This window comes from Glycomyces terrestris (assembly GCF_003933745.1).
GTDB classification, from domain to species: Bacteria; Actinomycetota; Actinomycetes; order Mycobacteriales; family Micromonosporaceae; genus Glycomyces; species Glycomyces terrestris.
The window spans coordinates 528,881-541,445 of record NZ_RSEB01000001.1 but is presented as its reverse complement, the minus strand read 5'-3'; the positions used below and the strand labels follow the sequence as shown (position 1 = coordinate 541,445).

The following is a 12,565-nucleotide window of genomic DNA, read 5'->3' as shown; positions in this document are numbered from 1 at the left end:
GCGACCTGCGGATCGGGATCGTCAGCCCGTACTCCTTCGACGTCCCCGGCGGCGTCCAGCTCCACATCCGCGACCTGGCCGAGACCCTCATCGACGCCGGCCACGACGTCTCGGTCCTGGCCCCGGCCACCGACACCGAGCACCTGCCCGACTTCGTCGTCTCCGGCGGCAAGGCCGTCGCCGTGCCCTACAACGGGTCGATCGCGCGCCTGGCGTTCGGGCCGCTCTCGGCCGCGCGGGTCCGCAAGTGGTGCAACGAGGGCGGCTTCGACGTCATCCACGTCCACGAGCCGCTCACGCCGAGCCTGTCGTGCCTGGCGGTGCTCAACGCTCGCTGCCCGGTCGTGGCGACCTTCCACACCGCGATGACGCGCTCGCGGATGCTCGCGGCCGGCAAGCACATGGCGCAGCTGGTCCTGGAGAACCTCTCGGCGCGGATCGCGGTGAGCGCGTACGCGCGCAAGGTCCAGGTCGAGCACCTCGGCGGCGGCGCCGTCGAGATCCCCAACGGCGTCCCGGTCGCGTTCTACCGCAAGGCCGCGCCGCTCGCCGACCGGCCCGAGGGCCCCACGATCGGGTTCATGGGCCGCTTCTCCGAGCCCCGCAAGGGCTTCCCGATCCTGCGGGACGCCTTCGCGCGCCTGGCCGCCGACCGCCCCGACCTGCACCTCCTCGTCGTCGGCCGCGGCGACCCCGAGGCCGCCACCGCCGGGCTCGACCCCGGGACCGCCTCCCGGGTGCGCTTCCTCGGCGCGGTCTCGGACGAGGAGAAGGCGTCGATGCTCGCCGGCGTCGACCTGTACGTCGCCCCGAACACCGGCGGCGAGTCCTTCGGCATGATCCTCACCGAGGCCATGGCCGCCGGCACCTGCGTGCTCGCCAGCGACATCGAGGCGTTCCGCTCGGTCCTGGACGACGGCCGCGCGGGGGAGCTGTTCGCCGTCGGCGACGCCGCCGACCTCGCCGCGAAGGCCGGGCGGCTCCTCGACGACACGGCGCTGCGCACGGCCTACGTCGAGCGGGCGAACGAGTGGGTCCGCCGCTACGACTGGCCCGAGGTCGCCGCCCGGCTGCTGGAGGTCTACCGGGCCGCGATCGAGGCCGGCGCGGAGCGGCGACGCTGAGCGTCCGTCTTCACTGGGCTTTCGGGTCCGTGTTGAGGGCGGCGGTCCGCGCAGTTCCGTGCGGCCGCACGCGCGCCGAGCGCCCGCCGCCGGGAGAGCGGCGGCGCGCGCGTGCCCGTACGATGATCACCGTGTGGTGGCTGGCCGTGCTCGTGGCGATCGTGGCCGTCGTGGGCGCGTACGCGACATGGACGGTCGCGCGGGTCGAGCGCCTGCACCGCCGCGCCCGCGCCGCCGAGACCGCCCTCATCGCGAAGCTCGACGACCGCGCCGAGACCGTCCTCAAGTTCGTCGGCAACCCCGGCTTCGAGGAGGTCGTGGCCCTCGCCCTCTCCGTGGTCGCCGTCCCCGCCGCGACGCGGCGCCAGCGCGAGCTGCGCGAGTACGCCGAGAACGACCTCACGCACGCCCTGCGGGAGCTGTCCCGCGATCCGGTCTGGACCGACGAGCTCGAGTCCGCGAACCGCCGGGTGGCCCTGGCCCGCCAGATCCACACCGACTTCGTGCGCGACGCCGTCGCCTCCCGGTCGCTGCGCATCGCGGTCCTGCTGCGCCTCCACAACCGGCTCCCGCGCCCGCAGTACTGGGACATCGACGACCCCGTGCAGTGATCGCTCACCCGCCGGCCGGTTTGTATCACCGGGCTTGTGAGGTCCGTCGCGGCGTAGAATCGGCCAGGTCAGCACCCCGCCTCGGCGACGCTTGCGAGCCGCGAACCCGCCGAGTAGCCCGAAGTACCCAGATGGAGCCGGTGACCGTGTCAGAGACCCAGAAGACCGAGGCCGAGGTCGGGACCGCCCGCGTCAAGCGCGGCATGGCCGACATGCTGAAAGGCGGCGTCATCATGGACGTCGTCACCCCCGAGCAGGCCAGGATCGCCGAGGACGCCGGGGCCGTCGCGGTCATGGCGCTCGAGCGCGTGCCCGCGGACATCCGCGCCGAGGGCGGGGTCTCCCGCATGTCCGACCCCGACATGATCGACGGCATCATCGAGGCCGTCTCGATCCCCGTCATGGCCAAGGCCCGCATCGGCCACTTCGTCGAGGCCCAGGTCCTGGAGTCCCTCGGCGTCGACTACGTGGACGAGTCCGAGGTCCTCACCCCCGCCGACGAGGCGAACCACATCGACAAGTGGAAGTACAACGTGCCGTTCGTGTGCGGCGCGACGAACCTGGGCGAGGCCCTGCGCCGCATCGCCGAGGGCGCGGCCATGATCCGCTCCAAGGGCGAGGCCGGCACCGGCAACGTCGTCGAGGCGACCCGCCACATGCGCCAGATCCGCCAGGACATCGGCCGCCTCACCACCCTCGACGAGGCCGAGCTGTACGCGGCCGCCAAGGAGCTGCGCGCCCCCTACGAGCTCGTCGCCGAGGTCGCGAAGCTCGGGAAGCTCCCGGTCGTGCTCTTCACCGCGGGCGGCATCGCCACCCCCGCCGACGCGGCCATGATGATGCAGCTGGGCGCCGAGGGCGTCTTCGTCGGCTCCGGCATCTTCAAGTCCGGCGACCCGGCCAAGCGCGCCGCCGCGATCGTCAAGGCCACGGCCTTCCACGACGACCCGAAGATCATCGCCGAGGTCTCCCGCGGCCTCGGCGAGGCCATGGTCGGCATCAACGTCGACACGCTCCCCGAGGAGCAGAAGCTCGCCAAGCGCGGCTGGTAGCACGCACGCGGAAGGGCCCGGGGCGCGACGCCCCGGGCCCTTCCCGTGTCCTACCGCGTCAGTCCGCGGCGATGTCGAAGAGCGTCCCGCCGGTCGCGAGCGTGCCCTCGCAGTGGTTGCCGAAGTCGCCCTCGTAGTACACGAACCGGCCCTCCCAGATCCCGAAACCCTTGAGGGTCACCGGGTCGTGCTCCTTGGTGCACATCCCGTCGGCCGCCTCGAGGGCCCCGATCTCGCCGTCGACGGCGGTCAGCTGGATGCAGGCCTCCTCGCCGCGCGCGTGGCCCTGCCCGCTCGGGCACGCGAGGACGGCGCGTTCGGTCGCACCCTGCTCGCGGTCGACCTCCAGGTACAGGAACCCGGCCCCGACGCCGCTGCCGATGCCCGGGTCGACGGGGATCGGTTCGGCATGGGCGGGAGCGGGAGTCATCGCCGCGAGAGCGGCGGCGCCCAAGGCGGCTGCTGCGAGTTTGCGCATGGGCAGATCCTAAGGACCCGACGGGCTCCGATCCGGCTCCGACACGCCTAGTCTTGGGCCATGAACGCAACCGAACTGGACCAGTACTCGACTCCCGAGCTCCAGAAGCGCGCCTTCGCGCTCGCGCGCGACCGCCGCGACTGGCGGTTCTTCATCGACCTGTTCCGGCACACCCCGACCGCCCTCGAAGCCGAGGACCTCGACCCCGACGTCGCCGAGATCGGCGTCGCCATCGACGACCTGGTCGGGATCTGGCGGGAGGCCACCAAGGGGGACTGGGGTGCCTCGGAGCCGCTCGCGCGGGCGGCCTTCATCGACTACATCGCGACGCACGGCGGCGCCGACGACGGCAGCGACTAGTCCTCGTCCTTCGCGCCCTCGGTCTTCCGCGGCTCTCTTGCGGCGGCCGGGGCCGGGCCGCCGTCCATCCACCAGCGCACGTCGGAGGAGAACAGCCACCACAGCGCCAGCACCGAGGCGAACACCCACGGGCCGACGTACAGGCCGAAGACGGTCGACATGAACATGCCGACGATGAACAGGACCGCGGTGGCGCCCACGGCCCACCAGCGCACGGCCTTCTGGCGGGTCTTGAACCGGATCGCGCACATGGCGGCGATGATCGCGGCGACGAGCGCGAAGCCGGCGATGGCGAGGTTCGAGACCAGGAAGTTCGTGCTCTGGTAGAGGTCGTGGGCCTGCTGGGCGGTGCCGGCCGGGTCGTCGATCTCGGCGTCTTCGTAGATGCCGGTGAGCTCCTCGACGGTGGCCGAGCGCAGCGAGAACGCGTAGAACGCGAGGATGTTCCCGGCGACGACGGCGCTGACGACCTGGATCCACAGGGCGATCTGGAGGCGCAGGACCTTCTTGGGCTTGGCGTTCGGGTCGTCCCCCTCTGGCTCGGGCGCGCCCTTGCCTGGATCGCGGTCGCGGCCGAAGTTCGGTTGGGGGAGCATCTGCGTGCCTCTCAGACGGGGATCGGTCGCCGCCCTAGTGGTTGAACCAGCGGCGGGCGAAGCGCTCGGTAAGCGTTCCCAGAATCGTAATCGGGATGATCGCCAGGCCGATGCACAGCGCCCAGTACAGGCCGCCGGTGAACAGCAGCCAGCCGAGGCCGACGAGGGCGGCGGTCTGGACGAGCAGGTTGAGCAGCCACAGGATCCGCCACTGGAAGCGCATGAGCAGGGTCGAGAGCAGCAGGAACACCGCGAGGGCCCCGAGGCCGGCCGCGCCGCGGTAGACGTCGTGCTCGGCGGCGGGCGGCACGAAGTCCTGCGCGGTGCGGTGGAGCAGCACGATCAGGCCGCCGGTGACGAGGGCGACGCCCGCCTCCAGCCACATCGTGTTGCGCGCGGCGCGCACCGAGCGGGGCATCGGGTTGCGCTTCGAGGTCTTGGCCATTTGCTTACTCCCGGGCGTCAAGGGGTGCGTCATGTTCGATCGGTGACTTTAACGGATCGTCACCCATCCCCCGTGATCAGGCCGGTTTCGGTCACAGTGGCAATCGCGCAGGCAGACGCGCCCGCCGGACGCGACTACCCTTGAGGCGCCCGCTGCCGCCTACCTTTGGAGTTCTCTCATGACCGTGCCCCGGATCGGCGTGCTCGCCCTGCAGGGCGACGTGGTGGACCACATGCGCGCCCTGGAGGCCGCGGGGGCCGAGGCCGCGCCGGTGCGCCGCGCCGCCGAGCTCGACGCGGTCGAGGGCCTGGTGATCCCCGGCGGGGAGTCCACCACGATGAGCAAGCTCCTGGACATCTTCGACCTGTTCGACCCGGTCAAGAAGCGCCTCGACGAGGGCATGCCGGCGTTCGGCTCCTGCGCGGGCATGATCATGCTCGCCGAGGAGGTCCTCGACGGCCGCCCCGACCAGCGCTCCTTCGGCGCGATCCCCATGACCGTGCGCCGCAACGCGTTCGGACGCCAGGTGGACTCCTTCGAGACCGAGATCGGCATCGAAGGCGTCGGCGGCGGCCCGTTCAAGGCCGTGTTCATCCGCGCGCCGTGGGTCGAGCGGGTCGGCGACGGGGTCGAAGTGCTGGCCCGGGTCGACAGCGGCGCAGAGGGCGCCGGGGCACCGGGCGGTAGGATCGTCGCGGTACGTGCGGGCGCCTGCCTGGCCACCTCCTTCCACCCGGAGGTGACCCCCGACGCGCGGGTGCACCAGTACTTCGTGGACATGGTCCGAGGCTGAGAGCCGGACCGGACGAGCAAGAGGAACGAGGAACGCCGGGATGAGTGGTCACTCCAAGTGGGCGACGACCAAGCACAAGAAGGCCGCGATCGACGCCAAGCGGGGCAAGATCTTCGCGAAGCTGATCAAGAACATCGAGGTCGCGGCGCGTACCGGCGGTCCTGACCCCGCGGGCAACCCCACGCTCTACGACGCGATCCAGAAGGCCAAGAAGAGCTCGGTCCCCAACGACAACATCGACCGCGCCGTCAAGCGCGGCGGCGGCCTCGACGGCGGCGGCGTCGACTACGAGACCCTCATGTACGAGGGCTACGCGCCGGGCGGCGTCGCGGTCCTCATCGAGTGCCTCACCGACAACCGCAACCGCGCCGCGGCCGAGGTCCGCGTGGCGCTGACGCGCAACGGCGGCTCCCTGGGCGAGGCCGGCTCGGTCGCCTACATGTTCTCCCGCAAGGGCGTCATCATGGTCCCGGCCGCTGACGGCCTGACCGAGGACGACCTGCTCATGGCGGTCCTGGACGCCGGCGCCGAAGAGGTCAACGCCCTGGGCGAGGACGGCTTCGAGGTCCTGTGCGAGCCGACCGACCTGGTCGCGGTCCGCACCGCCCTCCAGGAGGCCGGGATCGACTACGACTCCGCCGAGGCCGGCTTCCAGCCGTCGGTGCAGATCGAGGTCGACGTCGAAGGAGCACGCAAAGTCATGCGCGTGGTCGACGCCCTCGAAGACTCCGACGAGGTCCAGAACGTGTGGACCAACGCCGACATTCCGGACTCGGTGCTCGCGAAGCTCGACGAGGAGTAGACGAAACGTGAAGGGGCCCGGAGCGACTCGCTCCGGGCCCCTGTCGCATGCCTCCTAGGCGATCCCGGGGACCGGGTCGCGGCGGTACACCGCGATCGTCCACGCGACCGCGGCCGCCGTCGCGACCGCGTACACGCCCACGCCGAGCGTCATGTTCGCGAGCGTCACGCCGCCGATCGTCGCCAGCGCCGGCATGACGCCGCCCGCGGCCATCTGGGTCGCGCCCATGAACGCCGAGGCCGTGCCCGCGATCTGCGGCGGCTGCGAGGACATCGCCGCGGCGCCCGCGTTCGGGAACACCACGCCGCAGCCGAACATCATGACCGCGATGCCGATCGGGACCGTCCACAGGTTCACCACGTCGAACAGCTGCGTCGCGGCGATCCAGGCGACGCCCGCCAGCGAGACGGCCATGCCGACGACCATGCGGCTGCTCGACCGGCTGCGGTCGATCGCCATCATGTTCGCCTGGTTCCCGGCCAGCAGCGCGAGCGTGCCGATCGCGAACAGCAGCGAGAAGAACCCGGGGGAGGCTCCGAGCTCCTCCTGTGAGATGAAGCTGAACGTCGAGACGTACGTGAACAGCATCGAGAAGTTCATCAGGACCGCGATCGTGGGCGCGATGAAGTGCGCGTCGCGCACCAGCGTCGCCACCGCGGCGCCGAACTCGCGGGCCGTCATCGTGCGGCGGTCCTCCGCCGGCAGGCTCTCCGGCAGGAAGCGCCACACCAGGAACGTCGACAGCGCCGACAGGACCGCCATGAACACGAACACGGTCTGCCACGGCCCGAAGCGGATCAGCTGGGCGCCGACGACCGGGCCGAGCATCGGCGCGAGCATCGTGACGAACATCATCTTGGCCGTGAACCGGGTCATGTCGTCCCCGGCGAAGTGGTCCCGGATGACCGCGCGGGCCACGACCACGCCGGCCGCGCCGGACAGGCCCTGGAGGAAGCGCAGGCCGATGAGCAGGTCGGCGCTGGTCGCCACCGCGCAGAGCAGCGAGGCGACCGTGAAGACCGACATGCCGATGAGCAGCGGCTTGCGGCGGCCGTAGCGGTCCGAGAGCGGCCCGACGACCGCCTGGCCCAGGCCCATGCCGATCATCATCGACGTGAGCGTGAGCTGGATGCGGCTCTCCGGCGTGCCGAAGGCGTCGGCCATCGCCGGGAACGCGGGGAGGTAGAGGTCGATCGCGATCGGCGCGGTCGCGGAGAGCGCGCCGAGGACGAACACCATCGTGGCTATGAAGCGTCGTGAGTGGCCGTCGGCGGCGACGGGCGGCATAAAGGCGGCAGCAGACACAGTTGTTCCCAAGCAGTGGTTCGCGAGCGGAGTGCAGGGCGGGGCCGCGCCCGCAGGTCGCCTCATTGCGCCGATGGGGAGCGCGTGCGGTGCGATCGGCCGACTCCAACGAAATCACGTCACTTGCCGACCGGCAAGTGGTTTATGGGCAAGGCCACCAGTCCGATTCCCGACCACGTCCGGTCGGTCGCCGGCCGCGTTCGAACGCACCGGCGGCGGCGCTTGCGGACCGAACGTCGGACCGGCCGGATAAGCTGACGCGAACCGAGCGACTGGAGGAGCGCGTGCGCGTCATGGGGATCGACCCGGGCCTGACCCGCTGCGGCGTCGGGGTCGTCGAAGGGCGCCCCGGCGCGCCCGGCACCATGGTCGCCGTCGACGTCGTGCGCACCGATCCCGAAGCGGGCCTTGCCGACCGGCTCCTCGCCCTCGACGAAGGGCTCCGCGCCCTCATCGACGCCCACCGCCCCGAGGCCGTCGCCGTCGAACGCGTCTTCAGCCAGCACAACGTCGCCAGCGTCATCGGCACCGCCCAGGCCTCCGGCATCGCGCTCCTCGCCGCCGCCCGGAGCGGCCTGCCCTCCGCCACGTACACGCCCTCCGAGGTCAAGAACGCCGTGTGCGGCAACGGCACCGCCGACAAGCGCCAGGTCACCACCATGATCACGCGCATCCTCCGCCTCACCGAGCCCCCCAAGCCCGCCGACGCGGCCGACGCGCTCGCCATCGCCGTCTGCCACTTGTGGAGGGGCGGCGTCCAAGCCCGCATCGCACAGGCCGCAGCGAAGGAGCGCATCCGATGATCGCCCAGCTCACCGGAACCGTCGCCGCCGTCGGCGAAGCGTACGCCGTGGTCAACGTCAACGGCGTCGGCTACGCCGTCCACGCCGGCGCCCACACCCTCGCCAACCTCAAGGTCGGCTCCGAAGCGGTCCTGGCGATCTCCACCATCGTCCGCGAGGACTCGATCACCCTGCACGGCTTCAACACCGCCGAGGAGCGCGACCTGTTCGAACTGCTCCAGGGCGCCCAAAAGATCGGTCCGCGCATCGCCCGCGACGCCATCGAGGCCCTGCGCCCCGACGTCATCCGCCACGCGATCGCCACCGCCGACACCACCACGCTCTCGCGCATCCCCGGCGTCGGCAAGAAGAGCGCCGAGCGCATCGTGCTCGACCTCGCCGACAAGATCGGCCCCGTCGACCTCCACGGCGTCCCCAAGCAGGCCGGCGGCCGCCCCGGCGGCTGGCGCACCCAGGTCAGCCAGGGCCTCCAGGCCCTCGGCTGGACCGCGAAGGAGGCCGAGACCGCCATCGAGAAGCTCGACGCCGAAGGCGCCGACGGCCAGGACGTGCCCACCCTCCTCAAGCAGGCCATCCGACTCCTCGGGAAGCGGTAGCGCATGGACGACGACATCGAGTACACCGCGGAGGAGTGGGACCGGGCCCTCACCGCCGCCGAGGCCACCGAGCTCGAACGCAAGGCCGAGGCCGGCATCCGCCCCGGCAAGCTCGACGAGATCATCGGCCAGGGCCGCGTCCGCGAGCAGATCGGCCTCATCCTCGAAGGCGCCCGCCACCGCGGCACCCCGCCCGACCACATCCTCCTGTCGGGCCCGCCCGGCCTCGGCAAGACCACCCTCTCCATGATCATCGCCGCCGAGCTCGGCGTGAGCCTGCGCCAGACCTCCGGCCCCGCCCTCGAGCGCTCCGGCGACCTCGCCGCCATCCTCACCAGCCTCGAACCGCGCGAAGTCCTCTTCATCGACGAGATCCACCGCATGGCCCGCCCCGCCGAGGAGCTCCTCTACACCGCCATGGAGGACTACCGCGTCGACGTCGTCGTCGGCAAGGGCCCCGGCGCCACCGCCATCCCGCTCGAACTCGAGCCGTTCACCCTCGTCGGCGCCACCACCCGCGCCGGCCTGCTCACCGGGCCCCTGCGCGACCGCTTCGGCTTCCTCGGCCAACTCGAGTTCTACACCGAGGGCGAGCTGGAGGCCATCGTCAACCGCTCCGCCGCCATCCTCGACGTCGGCATCACCCCCGAGGGCGCCGCCCAGATCGCCGGCCGCTCCCGCGGCACGCCCCGCATCGCCAACCGCCTCCTGCGCCGCGTCCGCGACTTCGCGCAGGTCCGCGCCGGAGGCACCATCACCGAGGCCGTCGCCGTCGAGGCCCTGCGCCTCTACGACGTCGACTCCCTCGGCCTCGACCGCCTCGACCGCGCCGTCCTCGCCGCCCTCGTCAAGACCTTCAACGGCGGCCCCGTCGGGCCCAAGACCCTCGCCGTCGCCGTCGGCGAGCAGCCCGACACCGTCGAGGAGGTCTGCGAGCCCTTCCTCGTGCGCGCCGGCCTCGTCGCCCGCACCCCCCGCGGCCGCGTCGCCACCGACGCCGCCTGGCACCACCTGGGCCTGCGCCCGCCGAGCGCCGAGGGGCTCTTCCGCGGGGACGCGTAGGGTGGGCCGTGGGGGAGGGGTCCCACCGCGTACCGGATAGACTCCGCGCACGTCACCCTCCCAGACCGTGACCACCACGACGAAAGGCACTACTGTGCTCGCAACCGCAGACGTCCTCGCGCAGTCAGCCGGCGGCTCCAACCTGACGTTCCTGCTCATGATCGTCGGCTTCATCGCGCTCATGTACTTCGTGATGATCCGCCCGCAGCGCAAGCGGCAGCGCGAGCAGCAGGACATGCAGAACAACGTCCAGCCGGGTGCCCGCGTCATGACCATCGGCGGCCTCTACGGCACCGTCGTGGACTCCGACGACGAGACCATCACCCTCGAGGCCAGCGACGACACCTTCCTCGTCTTCGCCCGCCAGGCCATCGCCAAGGTCGTCACCCCGGCCGAGGCCGAGGAGACCGCCGAGGAGCCCGCCGCCGAGACCGAGGCCACCCTCTCCGACGAGGACCTCGAGAAGCTCGCGAACGGTGACGAGCAGACCGAGGGCGACAAGCACTCCGGGAACCCCGACCGCAAGGAGTACTAGGCCCTGCTCGCCCTTTGCGGCACCCGTCCTAGAATGAGCCCCGCCGAGGGTACGTGTGCGAGCCCACCCCCTCCGGCCCGCCGTAACGGCGAGCCGGCGCCCGCTACCGTCTGCGCGGTCGCACTGCGCCCGCCCCTGTCCGAGTTCTGAGGAAGAGACCGACCATTGGCTTCAGTAACGGGCGCTGACCGCCCACGGAAGAAGATCCAGCGCAAGCGCCTGGCAGTCGCCCCGTACTTCGTGGCACTGCTCGCCGTGCTCGCGGTCCTGTGGGTGTCCGCGCTGGCGGGCTCCGGATGGAAGTTCCCCACGCCGAAGCTCGGGCTCGACCTCCAGGGCGGCCTGTCGATGACGCTCACGGCCTACCAGCAGGGCAGCGACGAGCCGCCCACGCCGGAGACGATGGAGCAGGCGCGCCAGATCATCGAGAACCGCGTCAACTCGACCGGCGTCTCCGAGCCCGAGGTCTACGTCGAGGGCAACGAGAACATCGTCGTGAACGTCGCCGGCGACGACATCGACGAGGAGGCGCTGCGCGACGTCGGCGCCCCGGCCGAGCTGCGGTTCCGCATCGTCACCAACTCGACCATGGACACCTCCGCGCTGGAGGACGCCCTCGCCGAGGAGACCCCCACCGACGAGCCGACCGACGGCGCCTCCGAGACCCCAGCCGAGGAGACCACCGAGACCCCGGCCGAGGACGGCTCGGCCACCCCGACCGAGGAGGCGACCGAGGAGGACACCGGCTCCGGCCAGGCCCCGACCACCGAGGACGAGGACGTCACCCTCGACGGCGTGTGGGAGAAGGTCGGCCCCGAGGCCGCCGCGGCCGCGCAGGCCCTCACCGCGGCCCCCGCGGACGAGGCCACCATGGCCCTCCTGGAGCCCTTCGGCGAGCTCACCCCCGCAGAGGTCTCGCTCCTGCCGGCGAACGTCCAGTTCTTCGTCCCGCAGATCACCTGCGAGCAGCTCGACAACCGCCCGCCCGGCGCCGTGCAGCAGGCCGACATCGAGGTCGTGGCGTGCTCGGCCCCCGAGCCGTACTCCGCCGACGACCCCTCCCTGACGGTCTCGTACAAGTACCTGCTCCAGCCGGCGACCGTGCTCGGCTCGGACGTCACCTCCGCCGACGTCGGCACCGACCAGGCGAACCCGAACATGTTCGTCGTGAACGTCCAGTTCTCCTCCTCCGGGGCCGAGAACTGGGGCGCGCTCACCGCCGAGAACACCGGCTCGCAGGTCGCGATCGTCCTCGACAACGAGGTCGTCTCCGCGCCCACGATCCAGGAGGCGTCGACGAACTCGACGCAGATCTCCGGCGACTTCACCGCCGACGAGGCCAACCAGCTCGCCGACCAGCTCAACTTCGGCTCGCTGCCGACCACGTTCGTGGTCGAGACCGTCAACGAGGTCACCGCGACCCTCGGCGTGGACCAGCTCGAGGCCGGCATGTACGCGATGATGCTCGGCCTGATCCTGGTGTTCCTGTACTCGATGGTCTACTACCGGCTCATGGGCTTCGTCGTCCTCGGATCGCTCATCGTCGCCACCGCCGTGCTCTACCCGGCGATCGCGCTCCTGGGCTCCCAGGTCGGCCTGACGCTGACCCTCGCCGGCGTCGCGGGCTTCGTGGTCTCGATCGGCATCACGGCCGACTCGTTCATCGTCTACTTCGAACGCATCAAGGAGGAGATGGCCGGGGGCCGCTCGGCCCGCTCCGCCATCCCCCGCGCCTGGGTGCGCGCGCGGCGCACGATCCTGTCGGCGAACGCCATCTCGATGATCTCCGCGATCGTCCTGTACATCCTGGCCATCGGCCCGGTGCGCGCGTTCGCGTTCTCGCTCGGCATCTCCACGATCGTCGACGTCATGATCGTCTTCCTGTTCACCCACCCGATCGCCGAATGGCTCGCCCGCGGGAGGGTCCTCAACAGCCGGGCCCTCTCCGGCCTGCACACCAAGACCGCCCCGGCCACCGGCGACGCGGCCGCGAAAGGCTAAGG

15 protein-coding genes are annotated in these 12,565 nt (G+C 71.4%); 11 read left to right on the top strand and 4 right to left on the bottom strand.

Features of this window, described 5'->3' with window-relative positions; translation table 11 throughout:
* The first annotated feature begins 5 nt into the window (after nt 1–5).
* From EIW28_RS02570 to pdxS, 3 genes are all read left to right on the top strand, one after another.
* Nucleotides 6–1,124 carry a glycosyltransferase family 4 protein gene (locus EIW28_RS02570; RefSeq protein WP_125246702.1) on the top strand — a complete coding sequence of 373 codons (1,119 nt, stop codon included), beginning with the start codon at nt 6–8 and terminating at the stop codon, nt 1,122–1,124.
* A gap of 131 nt (nt 1,125–1,255) precedes the next feature.
* Nucleotides 1,256–1,735: a hypothetical protein gene (locus EIW28_RS02565; RefSeq protein ID WP_125246142.1), complete on the top strand. Its 480-nt coding sequence runs from the start codon at nt 1,256–1,258 to the stop codon at nt 1,733–1,735.
* Between the two features lie 131 nt (nt 1,736–1,866).
* A complete protein-coding gene (pdxS, locus tag EIW28_RS02560) occupies nt 1,867–2,787 on the top strand; it encodes a pyridoxal 5'-phosphate synthase lyase subunit PdxS (RefSeq protein ID WP_125246141.1) in 921 nt (306 codons plus the stop codon).
* A 58-nt stretch (nt 2,788–2,845) separates the two neighbouring features.
* Here the strand turns inward: pdxS and EIW28_RS02555 are convergent, their stop codons facing one another.
* A complete protein-coding gene (locus tag EIW28_RS02555) occupies nt 2,846–3,265 on the bottom strand; it encodes an SSI family serine proteinase inhibitor (RefSeq protein WP_125246140.1) in 420 nt (139 codons plus the stop codon).
* A 60-nt stretch (nt 3,266–3,325) separates the two neighbouring features.
* Here EIW28_RS02555 and EIW28_RS02550 point away from each other — a divergent pair, with 60 nt between their 5' ends.
* Nucleotides 3,326–3,625: a hypothetical protein gene (locus EIW28_RS02550; RefSeq protein ID WP_125246139.1), complete on the top strand. Its 300-nt coding sequence runs from the start codon at nt 3,326–3,328 to the stop codon at nt 3,623–3,625.
* On the opposite strand, the gene EIW28_RS02545 is transcribed toward EIW28_RS02550, so the two are convergent.
* Nucleotides 3,622–4,221, bottom strand: a complete 600-nt coding sequence (locus tag EIW28_RS02545; protein WP_125246138.1) for a hypothetical protein — start codon at nt 4,219–4,221, stop codon at nt 3,622–3,624. The genes EIW28_RS02550 and EIW28_RS02545 overlap by 4 nt on opposite strands.
* 34 nt (nt 4,222–4,255) lie before the next feature.
* Nucleotides 4,256–4,666 carry a hypothetical protein gene (locus EIW28_RS02540; protein ID WP_125246137.1) on the bottom strand — a complete coding sequence of 137 codons (411 nt, stop codon included), beginning with the start codon at nt 4,664–4,666 and terminating at the stop codon, nt 4,256–4,258.
* A 178-nt stretch (nt 4,667–4,844) separates the two neighbouring features.
* Here EIW28_RS02540 and pdxT point away from each other — a divergent pair, with 178 nt between their 5' ends.
* Complete coding sequence (gene pdxT / locus EIW28_RS02535; protein ID WP_125246136.1) at nt 4,845–5,459, top strand: pyridoxal 5'-phosphate synthase glutaminase subunit PdxT; 615 nt, start codon at nt 4,845–4,847, stop codon at nt 5,457–5,459.
* A 40-nt stretch (nt 5,460–5,499) separates the two neighbouring features.
* Nucleotides 5,500–6,261, top strand: a complete 762-nt coding sequence (locus EIW28_RS02530) for a YebC/PmpR family DNA-binding transcriptional regulator (protein WP_125246135.1) — start codon at nt 5,500–5,502, stop codon at nt 6,259–6,261.
* A 54-nt stretch (nt 6,262–6,315) separates the two neighbouring features.
* Here the strand turns inward: EIW28_RS02530 and EIW28_RS02525 are convergent, their stop codons facing one another.
* Complete coding sequence (locus tag EIW28_RS02525; protein ID WP_158630261.1) at nt 6,316–7,500, bottom strand: multidrug effflux MFS transporter; 1,185 nt, start codon at nt 7,498–7,500, stop codon at nt 6,316–6,318.
* A gap of 350 nt (nt 7,501–7,850) precedes the next feature.
* Between EIW28_RS02525 and ruvC the strand changes: the two genes are divergently transcribed.
* From ruvC to secD, 5 genes are all read left to right on the top strand, one after another.
* Nucleotides 7,851–8,369: a crossover junction endodeoxyribonuclease RuvC gene (ruvC, locus tag EIW28_RS02520; protein WP_187350560.1), complete on the top strand. Its 519-nt coding sequence runs from the start codon at nt 7,851–7,853 to the stop codon at nt 8,367–8,369.
* Nucleotides 8,366–8,965 (top strand): Holliday junction branch migration protein RuvA, encoded by a 600-nt coding sequence (ruvA, locus tag EIW28_RS02515; RefSeq protein ID WP_125246132.1) that lies wholly within the window; start codon nt 8,366–8,368, stop codon nt 8,963–8,965. Before ruvC ends, ruvA begins: the two co-directional genes overlap by 4 nt.
* 3 nt (nt 8,966–8,968) lie before the next feature.
* The gene (gene ruvB, locus EIW28_RS02510) at nt 8,969–10,027 is read left to right on the top strand and encodes a Holliday junction branch migration DNA helicase RuvB (RefSeq protein ID WP_125246131.1); all 1,059 of its coding nucleotides are present in this window, start codon (nt 8,969–8,971) and stop codon (nt 10,025–10,027) included.
* 94 nt (nt 10,028–10,121) lie between these two features.
* On the top strand, nt 10,122–10,562 hold the full coding sequence (gene yajC, locus EIW28_RS02505) for a preprotein translocase subunit YajC (RefSeq protein ID WP_197717028.1): 441 nt from the start codon (nt 10,122–10,124) through the stop codon (nt 10,560–10,562).
* A 165-nt stretch (nt 10,563–10,727) separates the two neighbouring features.
* Nucleotides 10,728–12,563, top strand: coding sequence for a protein translocase subunit SecD (gene secD / locus EIW28_RS02500; RefSeq protein ID WP_125246130.1), 1,836 nt, complete (start codon nt 10,728–10,730; stop codon nt 12,561–12,563).
* The last annotated feature ends 2 nt before the right edge of the window (nt 12,564–12,565 follow it).

Coding starts and splice junctions, on each gene's coding strand:
- pdxS (WP_125246141.1), top strand. CDS start 1,867: ATGGAGCCGGTGACCGTGTCAGAGACCCAGAAGACCGAGGCCGAGGTC.
- EIW28_RS02555 (WP_125246140.1), bottom strand. CDS start 3,265: ATGCGCAAACTCGCAGCAGCCGCCTTGGGCGCCGCCGCTCTCGCGGCG.
- EIW28_RS02550 (WP_125246139.1), top strand. CDS start 3,326: ATGAACGCAACCGAACTGGACCAGTACTCGACTCCCGAGCTCCAGAAG.
- EIW28_RS02545 (WP_125246138.1), bottom strand. CDS start 4,221: ATGCTCCCCCAACCGAACTTCGGCCGCGACCGCGATCCAGGCAAGGGC.
- EIW28_RS02540 (WP_125246137.1), bottom strand. CDS start 4,666: ATGGCCAAGACCTCGAAGCGCAACCCGATGCCCCGCTCGGTGCGCGCC.
- pdxT (WP_125246136.1), top strand. CDS start 4,845: ATGACCGTGCCCCGGATCGGCGTGCTCGCCCTGCAGGGCGACGTGGTG.
- EIW28_RS02530 (WP_125246135.1), top strand. CDS start 5,500: ATGAGTGGTCACTCCAAGTGGGCGACGACCAAGCACAAGAAGGCCGCG.
- EIW28_RS02525 (WP_158630261.1), bottom strand. CDS start 7,500: ATGGTGTTCGTCCTCGGCGCGCTCTCCGCGACCGCGCCGATCGCGATC.
- ruvA (WP_125246132.1), top strand. CDS start 8,366: ATGATCGCCCAGCTCACCGGAACCGTCGCCGCCGTCGGCGAAGCGTAC.
- ruvB (WP_125246131.1), top strand. CDS start 8,969: ATGGACGACGACATCGAGTACACCGCGGAGGAGTGGGACCGGGCCCTC.